The organism is Pseudomonas parafulva (assembly GCF_000800255.1).
In the GTDB taxonomy this organism is placed as follows: Bacteria; Pseudomonadota; Gammaproteobacteria; order Pseudomonadales; family Pseudomonadaceae; genus Aquipseudomonas; species Aquipseudomonas boreofloridensis.
Genome location: NZ_CP009747.1, coordinates 2,813,740 through 2,835,679 on the forward strand (window position 1 = coordinate 2,813,740; position 21,940 = coordinate 2,835,679).

Consider the following 21,940-nt stretch of genomic DNA (forward strand, 5'->3'; position numbering starts at 1 on the left):
GGCTGTCAGCGTAGGCAGCGCGCGTGAACATCCTGTGACAAGCCCGTTGCCCAGCGCCTCCTGAACCTGTCAGGGGCCCGTCAATCCAGGGCCGGGTTGTGGTCTACGCTTGGCATTCAGGCCTTGTTACCCAGGGAAAGCCGATCCCGCCTACATCAAACTGTCATGCACGCCGCCTACCTTGGCGCAAGGTTTGCTGACCTAGACCAACCCTGTGCAGCAAGGCCTGCATCAACCGCAGACACAACAAGGTCCATCACCACGATTGCAAGGCACCCCACCCTAGGAGCTTCGGATGAAAAAGTTCTTCATGGCGTCACTGCTGGGCTCGGCCATCGCCCTGTGCACCACGGCCATGGCCGCCGATACCGACCTCAACAGCCTGGAAGAAGCCGCCCGCAAGGAAGGCACGGTCAACAGCGTGGGCATGCCCGATGCCTGGGCCAACTGGAAAGGCACCTGGGATGATCTAGCCAGCAAGTACGGCCTCAAGCACAGCGACACCGACATGAGCTCAGCGCAGGAAATCGCCAAGTTCGACGCCGAGAAAGACAACGCCAGCGCCGATATCGGCGACGTCGGCGCCGCCTTCGGCCCCATCGCGGCGGCCAAGGGCGTGACCCAACCCTACAAACCGAGCACGTGGGATCAGGTGCCGGAATGGGCCAAGGACAAGGACGGTCACTGGGCCCTGGCCTATACCGGCACCATCGCCTTCATCATCAACAAGGATCTGGTCAAGGAAGAGGAACGGCCCAAGACCTGGAAAGATCTTGAGAAGGGCAAGTACAAGGTCGCCATCGGTGACGTCGGCACGGCTGCACAGGCCGCCAATGGCGTGCTGGCGGCGGCCATCGCCTTCAAAGGTAACGAATCCAACATCGAGCCAGGCTTGCAACTGTTCACCAAGCTCGCCCAGCAAGGGCGCCTGTCGCTGGCTAACCCGACCATCCAGACCCTGGAGAAGGGCGAAGTCGAAGTCGGTGTGGTGTGGGACTTCAACGGCCTGAGCTACCGCGAGCAGATCGACCCCAAGCGTTTCGAGGTGCTGATTCCGCAGGACGGCTCGGTGATCTCCGGCTACACCACGATCATCAACAAGTACGCCAAGCACCCCAACGCCGCCAAACTGGCGCGTGAGTACATCTTCAGCGACGCCGGCCAGATCAACCTCGCCAAGGGCAATGCCCGCCCGATCCGTGCCGAGCATTTGAAGCTCCCGGAGGACGTGCAGGCCAAGCTGCTGCCCAACGAGCAGTACAAGGCTGCCAAACCCATCGAGAACGCCGAAGCCTGGGAGAAGACCTCCAAGGCCCTGCCGCAGAAGTGGCAGGAGCAGGTCATCATCGAGATGAAGTGAGGCTGAGCCCGACAGGGAGGGCATCGCCCTCCCCGTTCCTGTGCGGAGTACTGAAGTGAGCCACAACGTCATCCTGGTCCTGCTCGACGGCCTCAATTACCACGTCGCGCACCATGCCATGGGCCATCTGCATGCCTACGTCGAAGCCGACCGCGCCGCGCTGTATCGCTTGAAATGCGAGCTGCCTTCACTGTCCCGACCACTGTACGAGTGCATTCTCACCGGTGTCGCGCCGATCGACAGCGGTATCGTGCACAACCAGGTCAGCCGTCTGTCCAACCAGCTCAGCGTGTTTCATTACGCGCGCCAAGCGGGCCTCAGGACCGCAGCGGCGGCCTACCACTGGGTCAGCGAACTGTACAACCGTTCTCCCTTCGAGCCCGTGCGAGACCGTCACACCGAGGCGCCGGAACTGCCGATCCAGCACGGGCTGTTCTATTACGCCGACCATTACCCCGACTCTCATCTGCTGACCGATGCCGAATACCTGCGCCGCCGGCACGCACCGAATTTCCTGCTGGTGCATCCGATGAACATCGACGACGCCGGTCACCGACATGGTCTGGACAGCAGCCACTACCGCAATGCGGCGAGAAGCGCCGATGTGCTGCTGGCCGACTATCTGCCGCAATGGCTCGCCGAGGGCTACCAGGTGCTGGTCACCGCCGATCACGGCATGAACAACGACCGCTCGCACAATGGCCTGCTGCCCGAGGAGCGCGAGGTGCCGCTGTTCGTCTTCGGTGACGCCTTCAGCCTCGATCCCGCCGCCCAGCCCCTGCAGACCGAACTGTGTGGCACGCTCTGCGAGCTGCTCGGCGCGGCCCATGACAAACCGTTGTGTCGGGAGTTGCTCAAGTGAATGCCAACCACCGCGGCCGCTACCTGGCCCTGCTCTGCCTGTTACCCTTCGCCGTGTTCTTCATCGTCTTCCAGATCGCCCCGCTGGTCTGGGTGGCGATTGCCAGCCTGCAAGGCGAAGGCGGATGGGGCCTGGAGAATTTCAGCAAGATATTCACTTCCAAGTTCTACCTCCAGGCCATCGAACGCAGCCTGCAGATCAGCTTCTGGTCGAGCCTGTTCGGTATCGTCATCGCCACCCTCGGCGCCTACTCCCTGCGCCAGGTCGATTCGCGCCTGCGCGATTTCGTCAGCGCCTTCGCCAACATGACCAGCAACTTCGCCGGCGTGCCCCTGGCCTTCGCCTTCATCATCCTGCTCGGCTTCAACGGCGCCTTGACCCTGGCGCTCAAGGAGATCGGCCTGCTGGACGATTTCAGCATCTACTCCAGCACCGGCCTGATCATCGTCTACACCTACTTCCAGATCCCGCTGGGGGTGCTGCTGCTCTACCCAGCCTTCGACGCCTTACGTAAAGACTGGCGCGAGTCGGCCGCCCTGCTCGGTGCCAGCCACTGGCAGTTCTGGCGGCACATCGGCCTGCCGGTTCTCACCCCGGCGCTGCTGGGCACGTTCGTGATCCTGCTGGCCAATGCGCTGGGCGCCTACGCCACGGTCTACGCCTTGACCACCGGCAACTTCAATGTGCTGCCGATTCGTATCGCCGCGCTGGTCGCTGGCGACATCACTCTCGATCCCAACTTGGGCAGCGCCCTGGCCATGGTGCTGGTGGGGCTCATGACCCTGGTCACGATGGTCCATCAATGGCTGCTGAAAAGGAGCTACCATGCGCGTTGATACCCCCCATGGCGGCTGGTACCACCGCACGGTGGTCTACCTGCTGTTCCTGATCCTGCTGCTGCCGCTGGCCGGCACCCTGCTCTACTCGCTGGCCACCAGTTGGTCGGCCACGCTACTGCCCAGCGGGCTGACCTTGAAGTGGTATGTGCAACTGTGGAGTGAGCCGCGCTTTCTCGCCGCGTTCGGCCAGTCGCTGCTGGTCTGTATCGGTGCGCTGGTGCTGTCGGTCGTGCTGATCCTGCCCCTGCTGTTCGTGGTGCATTACCACTTTCCCAGGCTCGACGCGCTGATGAACATCCTGATCCTGCTGCCCTTCGCAGTCCCGCCGGTGGTCTCTTCGGTCGGGCTGCTGCAACTGTACGGCAGCGGGCCGATGGCCATGGTCGGTACCCCGTGGATTCTCATCGGCTGCTATTTCACCATCGCGCTGCCCTTCATGTACCGGGCTATCACCAACAACCTGCAGGCGATCAACCTGCGCGACTTGATGGACGCCGCACAACTGCTCGGTGCCAGCCCACTGCGCGCGGCCCTGACGGTGGTGCTGCCAAACCTGCGCAAAGGCCTATTGGTAGCCCTGCTGCTGTCGTTCTCCTTCCTGTTCGGTGAGTTCGTGTTCGCCAACCTGCTGGTCGGCACTCGCTACGAAACCCTGCAGGTGTACCTGAACAACATGCGCAACAGCAGCGGTCACTTCAACAGCGCCCTGGTGATCTCCTACTTTGCCTTCGTCCTGGTCCTGACCTGGGTCGCCAACCGTTTGAACAAGGATAAAGCCCGATGAGCTTCGTCAGCGTCCAGCAATTGCACAAGCGCTATGCCGGCAGCACAGTGTTCGAGAACATCGATTGCACGGTCGAGCGTGGCGAGTTCGTCACCCTGCTCGGTCCTTCGGGCTGTGGTAAATCCACCCTGCTGCGCTGCATCGCCGGGCTGACCCCGGTCGATGGCGGACGCATCCTGCTCGACGGCCAGGACATCGTGCCGCTGAGTCCGCAGAAGCGTGGCATCGGCATGGTGTTTCAGAGCTACGCGCTGTTCCCCAACATGACCGTCGAACAGAACGTGGCCTTCGGGCTACGCATGCAGAAGGTCAAGGCCGAGGAGCGCCAGGTGCGTGTGCGCGAGGCCCTCGAGCTGGTGGAACTGACCACCTTCGCCGGTCGTTATCCGCACCAGCTCTCCGGCGGCCAGTGCCAACGCGTGGCGCTGGCCCGCTCACTGGTCACCCGTCCACGTCTGTTGCTGCTCGATGAGCCGTTGTCGGCGCTGGACGCACGCATCCGCAAGCACCTGCGTGAGCAGATCCGGGCCATCCAGCGCGAGCTGGGCCTGACCACGCTGTTCGTCACCCACGACCAGGAAGAAGCCCTGACCTTGTCGGACCGCATCGTCCTGATGAACCAGGGGCGCATCGTCCAGAGCGGCGACGCGGAAACCCTGTATACGGCCCCGGTGGACCTGTTCGCGGCCGGCTTCATCGGCAACTACAACCTGCTCGATGCCGACAGTGCCAGCCGTCTGCTGCAACGTCCGATCGGCTCGCGCCTGGCCATTCGCCCGGAATCGATCAGCCTGGGGCTGGAGGGCGAACTGGACGGCCAGATCCGCAGTCACAGCCTATTGGGCAACGTGATCCGTTATCGTGTCGAGGCACGCGGCGTGGAGGTCGTGGTGGACGTACTCAATCGCTCATCCGCCGACCTCTATGCCGACGGCCAGCGGGTGACGCTGTCGTTCGATCCCGCCGCACTACGTGAAGTGGCTTAAGGAGATTCAGGCATGGCATTGGCAATTTTCGATCTGGACGAGACCCTGATCCATGGCGATTGCGCGTCGTTATGGAGCGCGCAGATGGCCAGGCTGGGCTGGGTCGATGGCGAGGCCTTCCTGCGCCGCGACCGTGAGTTGATGGACGCCTATGGCAAGGGTCAGTTGCAGATGGAGGACTACATGGCGTTCAGCCTGGAGCCGATCGCCGGGCGCACGCTGGAGGAAGTCGAACACTTGGTGGAGCCGTGGGTCGAGGACGTGATCGAACCGATCATTTATGGCGACGCCTGCCGCTGCATCGCCGAACACCGCCACAATGGCGATCGCATCCTGATCATTTCTGCGTCTGGCACACATCTGGTTGGGCCGATCGCCGCGCGATTGGGCGTCGATGAGTTTCTGGCCATCGAGCTGGAGGCCGTCAACGGCGTGTATACCGGGCGCACCCATGGGGTGCTGACCTACCGTGAAGGCAAGATCACACGCTTGCTGGAGTGGCTGGACCAGGAACAGGAGAATCTGGAAGGCGCCAGCTTCTATTCCGACTCCAGGAACGATCTACCGCTGCTGCTGAAAGTCGATCACCCGTATGCGGTGAACCCCGATACGGAACTGCGCAAGCAGGCCGAGGCCAAGGGCTGGCCGGTGCTGAACTGGGCATGAGCGGGTGCCTGGACTTGGGGCTGCGGTGCAGACCCAAGCCTGGGCCAGCGTGAGTCTCAGACCAGCGTCGGATCGATCACCATCACCAATTTGCCCGACACCTGATTGCCTTCAAGCGCCTGGTAGGCCGCCTCGGCGAACTCGACCGGATAGGTATCGACCAATTGCGGCGACAGTCGCCCTTCGCTGAACAGTGGCCAGACCTGCTGACGCAACTCGCGCAACAACTCGCCCTTGAACGCATCGTCGCGATTGCGCAGGGTCGAACCGGTGATCTGCAGGCGTTTGCCCAGCACCTGCGCCAGGTCCATTTCTACTTGACGTCCGCCCATCAGGCCGATGATCACCCAGCGCCCGTCGCGCGCCAACACCTTGAGATTGAGCGCGCCGTAGCTGGCACCGACCGGATCGAGCACCACATCGAAAGGCCCCAGGGCTTCGAGCGCATCCAGGTTCTGATTACGCACCACACCGCCCGCAGCACCCAGCGCCTGGCAGTAATCCAGACGGTCCTGCGACCCTACGCTAACCCACACGGGGCTGCCGAACGCCTTGCACAATTGGATCGCCGCCGAGCCGACGCCGCTGGCGCCAGCATGCACCAGCACTTTCTCGCCCGCCTTCAACGCGCCGAGCTGGAAGATGTTCAGCCAGGCCGTGGCATACACTTCGGGGATTGCCGCCGCTTCGTGCAGGCTCAGGCCCTCGGGCACCGGCAGGACATGGCGTGCGTCGACCACCACTTCCTCGGCCATGGCGCCACTGGCAAGCAGCGCACACACGCGGTCGCCCACGCGCCAGTCAGCGCCAGCACCGGCACCGATCTCCTCGATCACCCCAGCGCACTCAAGCCCCATATACGGACTCGCACCTGGGGGCGGCGGGTAGTGCCCGGCCTTTTGCAGCACATCGGCGCGGTTCAACCCTGCCGCCGCAACACGAATGCGTACCTGCCCCGCATCACACACGGGACGCTGCGCCTGGACCCAGGCTACATGCCCGTCAACGCCTTGCAATGCCTTCACAGTGCCTCCATAGTTGAGTCATGACTGAACCCGGGCTCATCGCGTCCCGGGTTTTTTGCAGTATCGAGCCGGTTTCATGGAACCGGTGAAAGGAAAAGACGGCCTACTATGCGTGATCAATTGCCCCCACGTCGAATCAGCATGAAGCATTTCCTCCCCAGCTCCGCACTCGCCCTGGTCATCGGCCTGGGCAGCCTCACGCTCGGTGGCAATGCGGCCGCCGCCAACAAATGGGACAGCCTGCAGCCGGACCGTGACGAAGTCGTCGCCAGTCTCAACGTGGTCGAGCTGCTCAAGCGCCACCACTACAGCAAGCCACCGCTGGACGATGCCCGTTCGGTCATCATCTACGACAGTTACATCAAGCTGCTCGATCCCTCGCGCAGCTACTTCATGGCCAGTGACATCGCCGAGTTCGACAAGTGGAAGACGCAGTTCGACGACTTCCTCAAGAACGGCAACCTGGACCCTGGCTTCACCATCTACAAGCGCTACCTTGACCGGGTGAAGGCGCGACTGGACTACGCCCTGGCCATGCTGGACAAGGGCGTCGACAAGATCGACTTCACCGTCAAGGAAGACCTGCTGGTCGACCGCAAGGACGCCCCGTGGCCCAAGTCCGAGGCCGAACTGGACGACCTGTGGCGCAAACGCGTCAAAGACGAAGTGCTGCGTCAGAAACTGGCGGGCAAGGACCTGAAGCAGATCCAGGAAACCCTGATCAAGCGCTACAAGAATCAGCTCGCGCGTCTGGACCAGACCCGCGCCGAGGATATCTTCCAGGCCTACATCAACACCTTCGCCCAGTCCTACGACCCGCACACCAATTACCTGTCGCCCGACAGCGCCGAGAACTTCGACATCAACATGAGCCTGTCGCTCGAAGGCATCGGCGCGGTGCTGCAGAGCGACAACGACCAGGTCAAGATCGTGCGCCTGGTGCCGGCCGGTCCCGCTGCCAAGACCAAGCAGGTTGCCCCTGCCGACAAGATCATCGGCGTGGCCCAGGGCAACAAGGAAATGGTCGATGTGGTCGGCTGGCGCCTGGACGAAGTGGTCAAGCTGATCCGTGGACCGAAAGGCTCGGTGGTGCGCCTGGAGATCATTCCGGCGAGCAACGCGCCGAACGACCAGACCACCAAGATCGTCTCGATCACCCGCGAAGCGGTCAAGCTCGAAGAGCAGGCCGCGAAGAAGTCGGTGCTCAAGCTCAAGCAGGATGGCCGCGACTACAAGCTTGGCATCATCGAGATCCCGGCGTTCTACCTCGACTTCAAGGCCTATCGTGCCGGTGATCCGAACTACAAGAGCACCACGCGCGACGTGAAGAAGCTGTTGACCGAATTGCAGAAGGAAAAGGTCGACGGTGTGGTCATCGACCTGCGCAACAACGGCGGCGGCTCGTTGCAGGAGGCCACCGAACTGACCAGTCTGTTCATCGACAAAGGTCCGACCGTTCTGGTGCGCAATAGCGATGGCCGAGTCGACGTTCTCGAGGACGAAAATCCCGGTGCCTTCTACAAAGGCCCGCTGGCGCTGCTGGTCAACCGTCTCTCGGCCTCAGCTTCGGAGATTTTCGCCGGTGCCATGCAGGACTACCACCGGGCGCTGATCATCGGTGGTCAGACCTTCGGCAAGGGCACCGTGCAGACTATCCAGCCGCTCAATCATGGCGAGCTCAAGCTGACCCTGGCCAAGTTCTATCGGGTTTCCGGCCAGAGCACCCAACACCAGGGCGTGCTGCCGGACATCGATTACCCGTCGATCATCGACACCAAGGAAATCGGCGAGAGCGCCCTGCCCGAGGCCATGCCGTGGGACACCATCCGCCCTGTGGTCAAGCCGGCGGCCGATCCGTTCAAACCGTTCCTGGCCCAGCTCAAGGCGCAGCATGACGCGCGTAGCGTCAAGGACGCCGAGTTCACCTACATCCGCGATCGCCTGGCGCTGACACAGCAGTTGATGAACGAGAAGACCGTCAGCCTCAATGAGCAGGACCGCCGTGCTCAGCACGATGTCATCGAAGCCAAGCAACTGGCGTTGGAAAACGCCCGGCGCAAGGCCAAGGGCGAAGAGCCGCTCAAGGAACTGAAGAAGGTCGATGAAGACGCCCTTCCAGAGGAGAAGGACGACTCCAAGCCAGAAGACGACGCCTACCTGGCAGAAACCGGACGCATCCTGCTCGACTATCTGCGGCTGAGCGCTCAAGTGGCGAAAAAATGAATGATGGCACTGATGGCAGATTGACCTGATCTGTCATCAAACAGTCATCGCGCTGTCGTGAAATGGTAGGGCCGGACGTCACAGACGTCCGGCCCTACCATTTTCAGGAAGCCCTCCATGACCGTCACCGAACAGCTCAGTGCCTTGAGCGCCATCCTGGCTCAACGCAGTATCCACAGCCTGTTCCAGCCGATCATCTGCCTCTCGGAGCGACGCGTGCTCGGCTATGAGGCGCTCAGTCGCGGCCCGTCCAACAGCCCGCTGCACTCGCCCCTGAATCTATTCGCCATCGCCCGCCAGGCCGGGCGCCTGAGCGAGCTGGAGGTGTTGTGCCGGAAGAACGCCTGCCGCCGGTTCAGCGAGCTGGGCCTGGAAGGCAAGCTGTTTCTGAACGTCTCTCCCGAATCGCTGCTCGAACCGCATCACCCCTCCGGGCGCACCTTGGAAATGCTCGAACAGGTTGGCCTGCATCCGAGCCAAGTGGTGATCGAGCTGACCGAGCAAACGCCCACTGAAGACTTCCAATTGCTGTTCAACGCCCTGCACCACTATCGCGACATGGGCTTTTCCATCGCCTTGGACGACCTGGGCGCTGGCTATTCCAGCCTGCGTCTGTGGTCGGAATTACGACCGGACTACGTGAAGATCGATCGTCACTTCATCGATGGCATCCACCAGGACCCGCTCAAGCGCGAGTTCGTCGGCTCCATTCTGCAGATTGCCCGGGCGTCGCGCGCCCAGGTGATCGCCGAGGGCATCGAGTTGGCAGAAGAGCTGACGGTACTCGCCGAAATGGGCGTCGATCTGCTGCAAGGTTACCTGCTGGGCCGTCCACAGGAATTTCCTCCTCGCGATGCGCAGGGCCTGTTGCCGCAACGTCAGCAAGACGCGCTGGTGGTAGGTGAGGAAAGCACCGACCTGGTGGCATTGCTGATCGCTCAGCCCGCTGTGGCCCTCGATACACCGACCCAACAGGTGCTTGAAGCCTTCCGCCGCCAGGCCAACCTCAACTCCCTGGCAGTGCTGGATGCTCACGGTCAGCCACGCGGGATCGTGCACCGTCACTCGCTGGCCGATGTACTGCTCAAGCCTTTCGCGACCGACTTGTTCGCGCGCAAGCCGATCAGCCGGCTGATGAGCGAGGACTTCCTCGCCGTCGAGCGCAGCCAATCGTTGCAACAGGTCAGTCGCCTGCTGACCAGCCGCGCCCGCCAGCGCATCGAAGAAGACTTCATCATTACCCAGGGCGGTCGGTATCAGGGCCTGGGCCGGGTCATCGATGTGCTCAAGTTGATCACTGAACAGAAAATCCAGCAGGCGCGTTATGCCAATCCACTCACCCTGCTACCGGGCAACGTGCCGATCCAGCAGTGCCTTGCACGCTTGCTGGAGCAACAACGAGCGGCGGCGGTGTGCTACGTGGACATCGACAGCTTCAAGCCCTTCAACGACATCTATGGCTACGCACGCGGAGATGAGGTGCTGTTGTGCCTGGCACAGTGCCTGAGCGACTGCGTCGACCCAAATCAGGATTTCGTCGGCCACATTGGCGGCGACGATTTCATGCTGGTGCTCGGCACCCCTGATTGGCGCCCCCGCCTGGAGCACCTGATCGAGCGTTTTCTAGGCGAATGCAAGCGCTTCTACCGCAATGAGCATCTGCAGGCGGGCTGCTTCATCGCCCATAACCGCCAGGGGCAACGTGAGACCTTCGCCTTGCTGTCGCTGTCGATCGGCGTGGTGTGGCTGCGCCCGGAGTGTTGCGAGGGGCTGGATGCGGCGCAACTGGCCGACCTGGCTTCTCAGGCCAAGCGGCAAGCCAAGGATACGGCTGGCCCCAGTCTCAGCTTGATCGACACCGGCAGATAGTAGCGGTCCGCAGGACGATCAATCCCGCTGCGTGGCGGTTGTTTCGGGATAGCTGAACTCGAACACTCGCACCACTTCAGACGCATGCCAGGACGCGGCTTCCATGCCGTCGACCGGTCCGGAAAACCGTCCCAGGCGCTCTACACATTCGAAGAAACCGGTGCGCGGTAGGCGACTGGCCCCCTGACTGATGACCAACGAGCTGCGCAGCGGTTGCTCGGCACGAGCATCGAGCAGCGCCAGGTACTCAAGCGCGGCGGTCAGGGTCTGCATGGCTGGGCTGGGCAACTGCAAGCGTTCGAGCAGCGCCCGGTAGGTGAGCAGGTGACGTTGTCGTCGGGCCAGGTCGAGCTCGGCCAGCAGGTTCTGCCACTGCTGGCGGCTGATCCTGACCTGACTCATGACGGCTCGCTCCAGCCAGCGATGCCCAGGTGCCAGGCCAGGCTGCGCTGAATCGCCGCGTCCGGCACGCGCTCACCCGATTCGATCATGGCCAGATAAGACGGACTGATACCGACACTGCGCGCCAGTTGTTCAGGCGCAAGGTCCTTGGCCTGACGCAACTGCGCCAGCTCACCCAGGCTGGGCAGGCTGGCGCTTTGCGCGGTATCAGGAGGTGGGCAGGCTGCACGGGCGGGCTCATCGGCTGCAATGGGGGCCTGGCCAGCCGCCTCGCGCAGCGCTTGATAGTCAGCCCAGGGAATGACCGCATACTCGGGCTGACCGTCTCGACTGATGACCTGAATACCCATACAACCCCCTTAGGCATGTAATTGCTCGGCATAACCCTTATGCCAATCTGTCAATTATATGACCTAAGCGCTGAGATCTGTGCATTTCGCACCGATTCAGTTGCGCGTACGCTCCAGGCGCAGCGCTTCAGGGGTATCAGGCAGGCGCTCGACCACACGCAGACGCTCAGGCGACTGGCTGTCGCGCCAGGCCTTGAAGCGGGCGAGTTCATCGGCCACCGTCTTCATCACCCAGCCCAGCACGGCGATGTCATCGAGAAACCCCACCCCCACGATCCAATCGGGAATCGCATCCAGCGGGCTGACGAAATACAGCAGGCCAGCGACGATGGTCACCAGTGCCTTGGGGCTCACCGCACGGTACTCGCCCCGCCACCACGCCAGACACAGCCCTTGCATCAGCCGCAGATCCTCGCGCAAATGGCCCAGCTTCGGCCCTTTGCGCGCCACGGCAAACAACAATGCGGGCAGACGGCCGCGGCTGAGCAGGCGCTCGGCCAGTGGCATGAACCGGGCGAAATTCCAAGGTGCGCGCATGAAGCCTCCAATGCTGGGGCAGAAAGGTTATCCACATTTATTGTGGATAACCTTGTGAACAGGGCGCCTCTCAAGCGCGTCGCACGCCCACGGGGCAAGGGTCGCGCTTGGATCGGGCGTTTTTTACACAACTGTTTCAGGTGAGTGGCGTTTTCACGTCAGCCTGCCATGGCAAGGCACATGCTAGCTCAGACAGTGTCTCCGCCAGGGTGTTCGCTTCGGGCAGGCGCCGAAAACGAAGACGCCCCGTCGAAACGGGGCGTCCACAGACAACCGGTGCCAGTTTACTTGGCAGGTGCCTCGGCCGGTGCAGCCGGCTCGGCGTCGAGTTTGCTCGGGTCCTTGATACCCAGCAGTTCGAGGTCGAAGACCAGTACCGAGTTCGCCGGGATCAGCGGGCTTGGGCTCTGCGCGCCGTAGGCCAGGTCAGCCGGAATGTACAGCTTGTACTTCTCACCGACATGCATCAGTTGCAGGCCTTCGACCCAGCCAGGAATGACGCCGCTGACCGGCAGATCGATAGGGCTGCCACGCTCGACGGAGCTGTCGAAGACCTTGCCGTCGATCAGCTTGCCTTCGTAATGGACGGTGACCACATCGGTCGGCTTGGGTTGAGGGCCATCGGCCTTCTTGATCACTTCGTACTGCAAGCCCGAGGCGGTGGTGACCACGCCTGGCTTCTTGGCGTTTTCCTCGAGGAACTTCTTGCCATTGGCAACCGCTTCCTCGCTGGCCTTGGCCAGGCGATCTTCAGCGCGCTTCTGCAGGGCAGTGAAGGCTTCGACCAGTTCTTCGTCCTTCAGGCGAGGGTCTTTCTTGGCAACCGCATCTTCGATACCCAGGGCCACGGCTTTGGAGTCCAGGTCATCCATGCCTTCCTGCGCCAGGCTCTTGCCCATGTTCAGGCCGATGCCGTAAGAGGCTTTCTGCGCTGGGGTCTTCAGCTCGACGTTGCTGGTCTGAGCGTCGCAGCCAGCCAGGACCAGGCCTACCAGGGCAACCGCAGCCGCCAAACGATGCTGTTTCATGCTATTTCCTTGTTCATGCGCCATAAGGGCAATCGGGGTAAAGGCCGCGAGCTTAGCAGGCGGCCATGACCAATGGCTACCGGCATAGGAGCGGGTTTGCGGCGGGAAGTTCCTGGATGTCAGGATCTTCATCTGCATCGGCCAGATGCAGCCTCGAGCAGGTTGGGAAACCCACGCTTCAGGGATAGCGACCCTCGCGATACTCACCCGCTACTTCACGCAACGCTTCACATAGTGATTGCGCCAGCGAGCTCTGCGTCATGGCGGCGTTGCGGCAGATACCCACCGAGCCGCCCGGTTCGCGCAGGCCCAGGTCGAGCTCCACCAGTTCGCCACGGCGCAGATCGATCAGTACCGCATCGCGCGGCGCCACCCAGACCGCATCGCTGCCCAGCACGTAGCGCCGGCTCAAGGCCAGCGACAGGGTTTCCAGACGCTGCGGCGGCAGATCGATGGCGCACTGCACGAACAGGCTGTCGGCATGCTGGCGGATCGTCGTGCCGGTGGGCGGCAGCACCAGCGGACAATTGCCCACCCCTGCCCTGTCCAGCATCTGGCGCGCCAGCAAGGGGTGGCCGGGACGCACCACCAGGCTCATAGACTCGCTGTACAGGTGCTCGAACGACAGCCCCTGGATCTGCGGGCTGTCCGTCATGCGCCCCACCACCAGTTCCAGTTCGCCCAAGTGCAATTGCCCCAGCAACTGAGCACTGGCACCGGTGACCACATCAATCACCAGCGCCTCGTGTCGCCGGTGCAGACGGCACAACACCTCCGGCATCAACAACCCCTCGACCGTCGACAGCACGCCGATGCGCAACCGAGAGGGCATGCGTGCCTGGCCACGGACGCTGCCGATGCCTTCGCGCAGCGCTTGCACACTCGGCCCGGCGTGACGCATGAAGCGTACCCCGGCCGCTGTCAGTTCCACACCCTGGCGATTGCGCTCGAACAGTCGGGCCTCGAGCAGATCCTCGAGCTCCTTGAGGGTCTTGGACGTCGCCGGCTGACTGATCGCCAGCACATCGGCAGCACGGGCCAGGCTGCCCTGGCGGGCGATTTCGAGGAAGCACAGCAGGTGACGATATTTGATGCGGGTATCGAGGTTCATGCACGGCAGTTTAACCACGCGGTGCTCGGCTGCAAGCTACTGCCCGCGCTCATCGATCCGATCGCATTTTCGGACACTTCGACTTGCTGCGACGGGGGTAGCTTTGTAGGGTGCTGTTTCCATTGGCAAGGAGCCCGGCAATGCCTGTCTATCACACCCAGGATCTGCACCTCGAACTGGGCGAGGAGCCGCTGCAGGACACCAGCATGAACATGCTGAGTTTCCCTGAGCGCGGTACCAGCCTGGTGATCGCCCGTAATCCGCTGCCCGCCGATCAGGCCTTCGAAAGCGTCTACCGCCAGCAACTCGAACAACTGCGCAGCCAGCTCGCGGCGGTCGTCGGTGAACCTGAGGCCATCCACTGCGGACACGCGCAAAGCCTCAAGGCCTTGGAAACACGTGTGCAGTTCCAGCGCGGCGAAATCCGTTCGTACCAGTATCAACTGGCCTATGCCCACCCGCAGGCGCCACGCCTGATGGTAGTGAGCTACAGCAAGCAGAGCCCATTGAACGACGCCGACCTTGCCCACTGGCAGGCCATCAAGGCCAGCCTTCACGCAGTCTGACAGCGCCACCGAGCAAGGAAGCCAGCCCATGCAGCAGGACCTGCACGCTGTCCGCAAGGACGACCGGATACTGCATCCCCCCCTGATGGCAGAGCTCACCAGCGCCCTGACCGAGGCGGTGGTCTATGCGGCGGCCACTGCGGCGGTGGGTGCGGCGCTCGGCGCTGCCGTCGCAGCCACCGTCGGCACCGGCGGCGCAGCCGCAGCCCTGGTGCCGGTCGCCGCCGGCCTGTTGGTCGCGGCGGCCAGCTCACTGCCAGGCGGCGGCGACAAGAGCATCGGCGAGCACATCGGCGAGTTCAGCGACTGGGTCGGCAACTCCCTGTTCCCGCCGGAGCCCTACGGCAAGATCCTCACCGGTTCGAGCGACGTCTTCATAAACGGCGTACCGGCCGCCCGCGCTGCGGGTTTCAGCCTGGGCAACGATGCTGCGCCCGCCGCCGACGAGCCACCGTCGATCCTGGAAAACGTCGGCAGCTACGCCATGGTGGGCGCCGCCATGATGCTGCCGATCATCGGCATTGCGCAGGACATCGCCAGTATCTTCAACCCGCCGATTACCACCCCCGCCGATCCCGGCACCCAGTCACTGGGCGAGGATACCGTCGAGTGCAGCAAGCACCCCGGCGAGCAGTTCCTCGCCCAAGGCTCGGACAAGGTTTTCATCAATGGCCAACCGGCCGTACGCGTCGGCGACAAGACCACCTGCGATGGCCCCGCAGGCATGACCTTCTCGCCCAACGTGCGCATCGGCGGCGGTACCCTGACCGTGCGCGACATTCGCGACGGCAAGAGCGCGGCGGCGAAGATCGTCGGCATCGTCGCCGGCATGCTTCTGTCGCGCCGCGGCGGCAAGGCCCGACCACGACCGCGCAAGGCACCCCGACCGCGCTCCAACATCATCAAGTGCGTGGGCCACCCGGTCATCGTTTCCAGCGGCGCCAAACTGCTCGACGGCCCTGACGACCTGGACTTCACGCTGCCCGGCCTGATCCCCATCGAATGGTCGCGTCGCTACGACAGCAACGACCGGCGCGCCGACGGCCTGTTCGGCTTGGGTTGGAGCCTGCCCTACGAGGTGCGCCTGGAACGCGTGGCCCATCCCGAAGGCGGCGAATTGTGGATCTACATCGACGAAGAAGGCACGCGCATTGAATTGGGGCGCCTGCAGCCAGGCAGCGCCTTGGTCAGCAGCCTCGACGGCCTTGCATTCTTCCACCAGGACCATGGCATCACCGTGGTCGAGGATATCTACAGCGGCCAGTACCAAGTGCTGCGCACCGACCCGCTGAACCCAAATCGCTCGCGCCTCGTGCAACTGGGCGACCGTAATCTCAATCGCCTCGACCTGCTCTACGATGACCAGGGTCGCCTGCAATACCTGGCCGATCGCGTCGGGCGCACCGTCGTCGAGCTACTCTACGACACGGCTCATCCGCGCCGCGTCAGCCAGGCGCAGCGATTGTTCCTGCTCCAAGGCACTGAGTTCGCCGTAGAACACCGAGAGGTCCTGGCCAGCTATGCCTACACCCCGTCTGGTCAACTCAGCGAGGTGCGCGAAGCCGAAGGTCAAGTGCTGCGCCGCTTCAGCTACGATGCCGAAGGCCTCATGACCCGGCATACCCTGACCAGCGGCGCGAGCTTCCATTATCAATGGTCGCGCTTCGCCTCCCAGCCAAGACAGGCCCCGGACCTGCCGCCACTGCTTGAGCCACAACCGGACCACGAGTGGCGCGTGGTCCACCACTGGAGCGATGACGGCGAGGCGTATCGCTTCGACTATGACCTGTCTCTGGGGCACACCACCGTCACCGACAGCCTCGGTCGGCGTGAGCATTTCGAATGGGGACCCTCGCACGAGGTGCTGGTCTACGTGGATGCCTTGGGCCAGCGCTGGCAGGAAGAAATCGTCCAGGGGCAGTTGGTGGCCAGCATCGACCCACAAGGTCACGCCTGGCGCTACCGCTACGACGCCCTCGGACGCCTGGTGGAGAGCCGTGACCCACTAGGGCGCTGCGAGCGCCTGAGCTACACCGAGCACTGGGCGCTGCCTACGCAGATCAGCGACGCTGCCGGACGCATCCATCGCCACGCTTACGACGCCCACGGCAATCTACTCAGCAGTACCGATCCGCTGGGCTGCATCACCCGCTACACCTATGATCGTCGGGGTCGGCTGACGTGCATCACCGATGCACTGGACAAGACACGTCAGTTGCATTGGAACGATCGTGGGCAGTTGCTCCGCTACACCGACTGTTCGAAACACACCACGATCTGGCGCTACGACCCACGCGGCTATCTGAGCGAAGTGATCAACGCCCTCAACCAGCGCACCTGTTATCGCTTCGACGCCCGTGGTCATTTACTGGAAAGGACTCGCGCAGATGGTCGTACCGACCACTACAAAGTCAATCTCAGCGGCCAACTCACGCATCATGCCGACCCAGCCGGACACCTCACCCAATGGCACTACGACGCTCGCGGCCGACTCAGTCAACGCATCGACGCCATGGGTCTGACCCTGCGCCTGCACTGGGATGCCTACGACCGCCTGCAGCGCCTGGAGAACGAGAACGGCGAGCATTACGAGATGCACTGGGATGCGCTGGACCGCCTGCTCGCCCAGCGCAACCTCGATGGCGGAGGTCACAGCTATGGTTACGACGCCGTCGGCAATGTCATCGAGACCCGACTGCATCCGGCCCGTGACGCCGAGCCGACGTTGCCGGGCAGCGCCCCGGAACCTGCGGCAGCGATTCAGGTACAACGCTTCGAGTACGATGCCGTCGAGCGTCTGCGATGCAAACACACTGACGACGGCATCACTGAGTACAGCCACGACGCTGCCGACAACCTGTTGTCAATTAGCTTCACCAATCGCGAGGGCGATCAACAGTCACTCGCGTTCAGCCACGACGCCCTCGGCCAACTGCTCAGCGAAACCACGCAAGCTGGTCGACTTGCCTACACCCATGACGCCCTGGGCAACTTGCAAACTTTGACCCTGCCCGATGGCCGCCGCCTCAACCACCTGTATTACGGCAGCGGCCATCTGCATCAACTCAACCTCGACGGCCGGGTGATCTGCGACTTCGAGCGCGACGCGCTGCACGCCGAAGTGCTCCGCACCCAAGGCCGAATTCACACTCAGACCCGCCATGACAGCACCGGGCGCCCTAGGGAAAAGGCCATACACGTCTTAGGCGCCGGCCCCGGCAGCGTGGCGCTGCTGAGCAAGCACTACCACTACGATGTCAGCGACAACCTGATCGAAGAAAATTTCGTTCAGTGCCAGGCCGCCCGCCCAGGTGAGTCGCCTGCCCAAGCTCGGACCATCGGCCGACTGCTTGGCACTGGCAGTCCAGGCAACATGTTGCGCGGCCAGGCCCACTACGATTACGGCCCAACCGAGCGCCTGCATGGCGCGCGACGTATCCTGCCCGATCATGAGCAGGTCGAGCACTACGCCTACGACAGGGCCGGCAACCTGCTCGATACGCGCTCGGCTACAGGCCCGATACGGCATAACCGGCTCAAAGTGCATGAGGACAAGCGCTACCGCTACGACCGCTTCGGCCGCCTCAGCGAAAAACGCACTGGCCGTCACCTGATCCAGCGCTTCGACTACGACGCCGAACAGCGCTTGATTCGCGTGCACCAGCAGCGCGGCAACGTGGACGAACGCGTTGAGTTCGACTACGACCCCATCGGTCGGCGCACGGCCAAGCGCCTGTATCGCAACGATCAGCCCGAACCGGTCAGCCAGACCCAGTTCCTCTGGCAAGGCCTGCGCCTGTTGCAGGAGGTGCAGGACGGCAAGCCCAGCCTGTATGTCTACGCCGACACCGACAGCTACGAACCCCTCGCCCGCCTCGATGGTGCGCCCGGAGAGGAACGCCTGCACTACTTCCACACCAACCTGGCAGGACTGCCCGAACAGCTCACCGACGAAAACGGCGTGACGGTGTGGCAAGGCGAGTTCGAGAGTTGGGGCCGTTGTCGAGAAGAATGGCTGGAAAGGGGACAGAATCGTCAGCAGAACCTGCGTTTCCAGGGACAGTATCTGGACCGCGAGACCGGGCTGCACTACAACACGTTCAGGTTCTATGATCCGGCGGTGGGGCGGTTTACGCAGCAAGATCCTATCAGTCTCCTTGGTGGCGTGAATCTATATAACTATGGTGTGAATAGCATCTCGCGAATAGATCCACTTGGACTGAGCGGATTCGATCCCTTTGAGTACGGAGAAATAACGGATTTTCCGGAGGATTTACACTTTGGACAGAATAGAGCAGCGCCGCAATTTAGTACTATCGGCGCACAGGTTCCGGAATTGGCAGGACGGCCAGTGCTAGAAGTGGCAGATGATCTAAAAAGTGGCAAGCTTTCGCCTGACAAACTACTGATCGCTTACACTAAAGATCCAGTTAGTGGAAAATTTGTCACTCTCAATAACAGAGGCCTTGCTGCCATTGTGAAATCACAAAAATTCCCCAAACATGGAATATTTGTTCCTTATCAACACGCACCACCACAGCTCACCAAGGACTTTAAAAATAAGACACCTTCTAGATCTATAAACTTAACTCGCAACAAAGATGGTTCAGGATTCGTCACTCACATATCACCTTGCCCGTAAATTAAAGAGCGCATATACAATGCTAGAGCTTACGCCTGAAGAATTGGAATTCACTATCGATACTACGTTTTTAACAGCCACCTACAATGAAGCGGGCGATGTACGACTGGAAATCGAAGCCCAGCGTCTCGATGACCATAAAAATGGAACACATTCAATTACTACTTTAGCGTTCGAAAATGTCGCTGAGCTACGCTGTATCACCCTCAACTTTTACGAGTCAAATCATTTAAAATATCAAATACCAGGCATCAAAGATGACGAGTTAGAATACTGGAAAAAAACAGGCACACATCCTGACCCAAAATTTTACCAAGTCACCAACTCAGATTGGCTCATGGAAAAACGTGCAATCTATGATCCAGCAAATTTCCTTGAGCTCAAGCACTATTTGGTGGCGGGATATGATAGCTACGTAGAACTACTTGCCAGCCGCTATCGCTATTCCTTTTCGACGTAAATACACCACCTCTCGAGTTTATCGACAGGCCGCGACAGGTATTCAAGCGAAAGCTCGAAGCCAGGCTCAGACCCGTACTTCTAAATTTCTACAACTTCGCGAAGCCGCAGCCCCCAAAAATAGGTTTCAGAGAAATGAAAAATTTAGATCACAACAGTCTTTACACCCATAGTGTTCACTCTTTTGACATCACCCTCCTGGAGCAGCTCGGCGTAACGACAGAATTCGATTCAGAGCTTGTTCAATGGCGTTGCAGCTTCATCCATTCCGCCTTGAGACTGGAGCTCACCTACTCGCTGGATACTACCTTGTCCACAGCCCTCTACCTTGACGATAGGCTCATTTCTTTCAGCTATGCCAGCGGACTCGAGGCACTGTCGGTTTGCGGAGACGAAATCATATGCCAATTAAACATCCGCCAACTCAGCCGACAACTCACTATCAATACACGAGACCTATCTGTCCACTGGCGAGACGTTTGAAAAGGCAGAGAAGAATGATTCTAGATGCAAAGGATAATCTGCACCAATCCCTCCGGTCTCTCTATCGAGACACCGAATCAATGCACAGACTCTGGAATGACAAAGAAAAATTTCCAGAACTCCTTCAATTCGCAGCCTTAATCTCCTGCCAAGAGCAAAATGGCACGGACCTCAAAGAAAGCGCTAATTACTTCATAGAATTCGCGCTCACCTACTTCATCACCTCTTATCAAGCACTCGTCTCAGCGCTTGAAGTATTGAGTCAACAGCCCTTGCGCAGTGCTATAGCCAAGGGGTGGATCAAACATAGAATGGTAGCGCTCTCTGAAATTTCCAACGCTATTCACTGTAAACGCTTTGTCGATTTGGCGCAGTTATGCGATCAGGACGCGGAGTACGCTGCTCAGCTCAATGCACGCCACTTGATTCAAAACTCTTCACTCCACCCCCTGCCTTATGAAGCATTGATCCCGAAATTTCTAGAACTGGATGCCTCCATGCAAGCGTATGTGCTCAGCTGGGCGTATGAAGAAAATAAACTTAGCGCTTCAGCGTCTGCTCGGTTCGCACAGGAACATCCTAAAAAATACAAGATGCTGAACGATATCAAAGCTCTAAACTCTACGGATTCTTCCCAAACGTGACACCTCCCCATCCCTCGCTATATGATCCATATACGTTTCATACCGAGAACTCCCCATGGGCATCGTCAAGATCTGCGACCACCTCCACGAAGACCTGCGCATCGCCAGCGGCGCGATGTCACGTTCGATCAACGCCCAGGCCGAGCACTGGATTCGCATCGGCATGCTGGCCGAGTTGCATCCCGAGGCGACCTACCCCGAACTCGTGCGCCAATTGCTGCGCCAGGAACACGCCACGCTCAAGGAGCTGGTGCAATGAGCAAACCAATCCTCAAGAACGCCGACCAGTTGGCCCTGATGCGCCGTGCAGGCGAGCTGCTGGCACGCGTCTTCGCTGACCTCGACGGCTTCATCCGCGCGGGCGTCACCACCCTGCAGATCAACGATCGCGCCGAAGCATTCATCGTCGATACCCTCAAGGCGCGCCCGGCCAGCAAAGGCCAGTATGGCTTTCCCTATGCGCTGAACACCTCGGTCGATCAGGTGGTCTGCCATGGCATGCCGAACAAGGATGAAGTGCTGCAGGAAGGCTCGATCATCAACGTCGACATCACCCTCGAACAAGGTGGCTACATCGCCGACTCCTCGAAAATGTACTGCATCGGCGCGATCAGCGACGACGCCCGGCGCCTGGTCGACACCACGTATCAGGCGCTGTGGAAGGGCATCGAGCAAGTCAAACCCGGCGCCACCTTGGGCGATGTCGGCCATGCCATCCAACAGTTCGCCGAAGCCGCCGGCTACAGCGTGGTGCGCGAGTACTGCGGCCACGGCATCGGCACACAGATGCATGAAGCGCCGCAAGTGCTGCATTACGGTCAGCGCGGTATGGGCATGAGATTGCAACCGGGGATGGTGTTCACCATCGAGCCGATGATCAACCAAGGCGCACGCGGCACCCGAACCCTCAAGGATGGGTGGACAGTGATCACCCGAGATGGCGGATTATCGGCGCAGTGGGAACATACCGTGGCCGTGACGGACCAAGGCTACGAGGTGCTGACACTGCGCGCCGAGGAAGCGGAGCGCTGAGACGCCCAGCGCATTGCTCAGCTGGACTCAACCTCCCTACAATTCCCGCAACATTTTAGCTTCGGACCCGCT

General features: G+C 61.1%; 20 protein-coding genes. 14 read left to right on the forward strand and 6 right to left on the reverse strand.

Annotated elements, in window-relative coordinates:
- The first annotated feature begins 295 nt into the window (after nt 1-295).
- From NJ69_RS12005 to NJ69_RS12030, 6 genes are read left to right on the forward strand one after another with little or no spacing between them, the layout of a single operon-like run.
- Nucleotides 296-1,360: an ABC transporter substrate-binding protein gene (locus NJ69_RS12005; RefSeq protein WP_029611972.1), complete on the forward strand. Its 1,065-nt coding sequence runs from the start codon at nt 296-298 to the stop codon at nt 1,358-1,360.
- A 55-nt stretch (nt 1,361-1,415) separates the two neighbouring features.
- The gene (locus tag NJ69_RS12010; RefSeq protein ID WP_029611973.1) at nt 1,416-2,222 is read left to right on the forward strand and encodes an alkaline phosphatase family protein; all 807 of its coding nucleotides are present in this window, start codon (nt 1,416-1,418) and stop codon (nt 2,220-2,222) included.
- Nucleotides 2,219-3,058: an ABC transporter permease gene (locus NJ69_RS12015; protein ID WP_039579341.1), complete on the forward strand. Its 840-nt coding sequence runs from the start codon at nt 2,219-2,221 to the stop codon at nt 3,056-3,058. The genes NJ69_RS12010 and NJ69_RS12015 overlap by 4 nt, the downstream gene beginning before the upstream one ends.
- On the forward strand, nt 3,048-3,845 hold the full coding sequence (locus tag NJ69_RS12020; protein ID WP_029611974.1) for an ABC transporter permease: 798 nt from the start codon (nt 3,048-3,050) through the stop codon (nt 3,843-3,845). The genes NJ69_RS12015 and NJ69_RS12020 overlap by 11 nt, the downstream gene beginning before the upstream one ends.
- Nucleotides 3,842-4,831 carry an ABC transporter ATP-binding protein gene (locus NJ69_RS12025; RefSeq protein ID WP_039579344.1) on the forward strand — a complete coding sequence of 330 codons (990 nt, stop codon included), beginning with the start codon at nt 3,842-3,844 and terminating at the stop codon, nt 4,829-4,831. Before NJ69_RS12020 ends, NJ69_RS12025 begins: the two co-directional genes overlap by 4 nt.
- Nucleotides 4,832-4,843: 12 nt before the next feature.
- Nucleotides 4,844-5,497, forward strand: coding sequence for an HAD family hydrolase (locus NJ69_RS12030; protein WP_029611975.1), 654 nt, complete (start codon nt 4,844-4,846; stop codon nt 5,495-5,497).
- A 56-nt stretch (nt 5,498-5,553) separates the two neighbouring features.
- Here NJ69_RS12030 and NJ69_RS12035 read toward each other — a convergent pair whose 3' ends face one another.
- Nucleotides 5,554-6,522, reverse strand: coding sequence for an NAD(P)H-quinone oxidoreductase (locus NJ69_RS12035; protein ID WP_039579347.1), 969 nt, complete (start codon nt 6,520-6,522; stop codon nt 5,554-5,556).
- Nucleotides 6,523-6,663: 141 nt separating this feature from the next.
- Here NJ69_RS12035 and NJ69_RS12040 point away from each other — a divergent pair, with 141 nt between their 5' ends.
- Together NJ69_RS12040 and NJ69_RS12045 are read left to right on the forward strand one after the other, a co-directional pair.
- A complete protein-coding gene (locus tag NJ69_RS12040) occupies nt 6,664-8,745 on the forward strand; it encodes a carboxy terminal-processing peptidase (RefSeq protein WP_167335970.1) in 2,082 nt (693 codons plus the stop codon).
- 117 nt (nt 8,746-8,862) lie between these two features.
- On the forward strand, nt 8,863-10,614 hold the full coding sequence (locus tag NJ69_RS12045; protein WP_039579353.1) for a bifunctional diguanylate cyclase/phosphodiesterase: 1,752 nt from the start codon (nt 8,863-8,865) through the stop codon (nt 10,612-10,614).
- An 18-nt stretch (nt 10,615-10,632) separates the two neighbouring features.
- Here NJ69_RS12045 and NJ69_RS12050 read toward each other — a convergent pair whose 3' ends face one another.
- The 5 genes from NJ69_RS12050 to pcaQ all read right to left on the reverse strand — a co-directional run bounded on the left by NJ69_RS12050 (nt 10,633) and on the right by pcaQ (nt 14,042).
- Nucleotides 10,633-11,016, reverse strand: coding sequence for a hypothetical protein (locus tag NJ69_RS12050; protein WP_039579356.1), 384 nt, complete (start codon nt 11,014-11,016; stop codon nt 10,633-10,635).
- Nucleotides 11,013-11,366 carry a helix-turn-helix domain-containing protein gene (locus NJ69_RS12055; protein ID WP_039579359.1) on the reverse strand — a complete coding sequence of 118 codons (354 nt, stop codon included), beginning with the start codon at nt 11,364-11,366 and terminating at the stop codon, nt 11,013-11,015. The genes NJ69_RS12050 and NJ69_RS12055 overlap by 4 nt, the downstream gene beginning before the upstream one ends.
- Before the next feature lie 96 nt (nt 11,367-11,462).
- Complete coding sequence (locus NJ69_RS12060) at nt 11,463-11,903, reverse strand: YkvA family protein (protein WP_029611979.1); 441 nt, start codon at nt 11,901-11,903, stop codon at nt 11,463-11,465.
- 284 nt (nt 11,904-12,187) lie between these two features.
- Nucleotides 12,188-12,931 carry an FKBP-type peptidyl-prolyl cis-trans isomerase gene (locus tag NJ69_RS12065; RefSeq protein WP_029611980.1) on the reverse strand — a complete coding sequence of 248 codons (744 nt, stop codon included), beginning with the start codon at nt 12,929-12,931 and terminating at the stop codon, nt 12,188-12,190.
- A 178-nt stretch (nt 12,932-13,109) separates the two neighbouring features.
- Complete coding sequence (gene pcaQ / locus NJ69_RS12070) at nt 13,110-14,042, reverse strand: pca operon transcription factor PcaQ (protein WP_039579362.1); 933 nt, start codon at nt 14,040-14,042, stop codon at nt 13,110-13,112.
- 140 nt (nt 14,043-14,182) lie between these two features.
- On the opposite strand from pcaQ, the gene NJ69_RS12075 reads away from it, so the two are divergent.
- The 6 genes from NJ69_RS12075 (at nt 14,183) to map (ending at nt 21,868) form a co-directional block, all read left to right on the forward strand.
- On the forward strand, nt 14,183-14,608 hold the full coding sequence (locus NJ69_RS12075; protein WP_052192107.1) for a DcrB-related protein: 426 nt from the start codon (nt 14,183-14,185) through the stop codon (nt 14,606-14,608).
- A 28-nt stretch (nt 14,609-14,636) separates the two neighbouring features.
- Nucleotides 14,637-19,250, forward strand: coding sequence for an RHS repeat-associated core domain-containing protein (locus tag NJ69_RS12080; RefSeq protein ID WP_167335971.1), 4,614 nt, complete (start codon nt 14,637-14,639; stop codon nt 19,248-19,250).
- 19 nt (nt 19,251-19,269) lie between these two features.
- A complete protein-coding gene (locus tag NJ69_RS12085) occupies nt 19,270-19,710 on the forward strand; it encodes a hypothetical protein (RefSeq protein WP_039579364.1) in 441 nt (146 codons plus the stop codon).
- 562 nt (nt 19,711-20,272) lie between these two features.
- Entirely contained in the window at nt 20,273-20,836 is a 564-nt protein-coding gene (locus NJ69_RS12095; RefSeq protein ID WP_155290534.1) for a hypothetical protein, read from the forward strand.
- 55 nt (nt 20,837-20,891) lie between these two features.
- Nucleotides 20,892-21,095 (forward strand): ParD-like family protein, encoded by a 204-nt coding sequence (locus tag NJ69_RS12100; RefSeq protein ID WP_039579371.1) that lies wholly within the window; start codon nt 20,892-20,894, stop codon nt 21,093-21,095.
- Nucleotides 21,092-21,868: a type I methionyl aminopeptidase gene (gene map, locus NJ69_RS12105; RefSeq protein WP_039579374.1), complete on the forward strand. Its 777-nt coding sequence runs from the start codon at nt 21,092-21,094 to the stop codon at nt 21,866-21,868. Before NJ69_RS12100 ends, map begins: the two co-directional genes overlap by 4 nt.
- Nucleotides 21,869-21,940: the final 72 nt, after the last annotated feature.